The sequence below is a fragment of the Dellaglioa sp. CoH-57-MRSF-22 genome, assembly GCF_056781895.1.
Genome location: NZ_JBXAXT010000055.1, coordinates 1 through 553 on the forward strand (window position 1 = coordinate 1; position 553 = coordinate 553).

A 553-nucleotide genomic window follows, 5' to 3' on the forward strand; every position below is an offset into this window, starting at 1 on the left:
ACTACTATCAGTTCTTCTTGCTCAATCCGTCGAGGAATCTGATGGCCGCGTCCTGAGCGTGCTTCCCGACTTCAGTGCTCAGTACGTCACGCCCGGCTCCGATGGCAGCAGCCGTGCGCAGAGTGTCAACCGAGGGTGAGAGCAGGGCGCAAATAGCGGCTACTGACACGACAGAGCCCCAAATCTTCAGCCACTTGATAAATCGCTTTTTGGCCTCTTTGTTACCAGATACGTTCGCGGCCCACACTAGGCTCGCAAAGACCGTGGCCATAATGCATACTCCGACCGCCATCTTAAAGGCGTCGGCCACGTCCGCAAGCCACAGCATCATGAAAAAGTTGTTCATCTCAATCCTCCGCGTTGGCTATCAGTTCGTCGATAGCAGAGATCGGGTTGTTCGGAGCATCGAGCACCGCGTCCTGCGCCTCGATGTAGCCCTTCAGGCGGCCGGCTTTCAGCCCCTGCAAGTATGCTGTACTGAACCGCTTGTTGTGGTCAGCAATGAACTCGTCCATAACCTCCAGAATTTCGCGTCTGGTGATCTGGTACACGG

Annotated in this window: 2 protein-coding genes; both read right to left on the reverse strand. The window is 55.7% G+C overall.

Features of this window, described 5'->3' with window-relative positions:
* Positions 1 to 7 precede the first annotated feature (7 nt).
* On the reverse strand, positions 8 to 346 hold the full coding sequence (locus AC1RPR_RS08100; protein WP_481763452.1) for a DNA translocase FtsK 4TM domain-containing protein: 339 nt from the start codon (positions 344 to 346) through the stop codon (positions 8 to 10).
* Position 347: 1 nt separating this feature from the next.
* On the reverse strand, positions 348 to 553 hold a 206-nt coding region (locus AC1RPR_RS08105), incomplete at its 5' end, for a hypothetical protein (protein ID WP_481763453.1).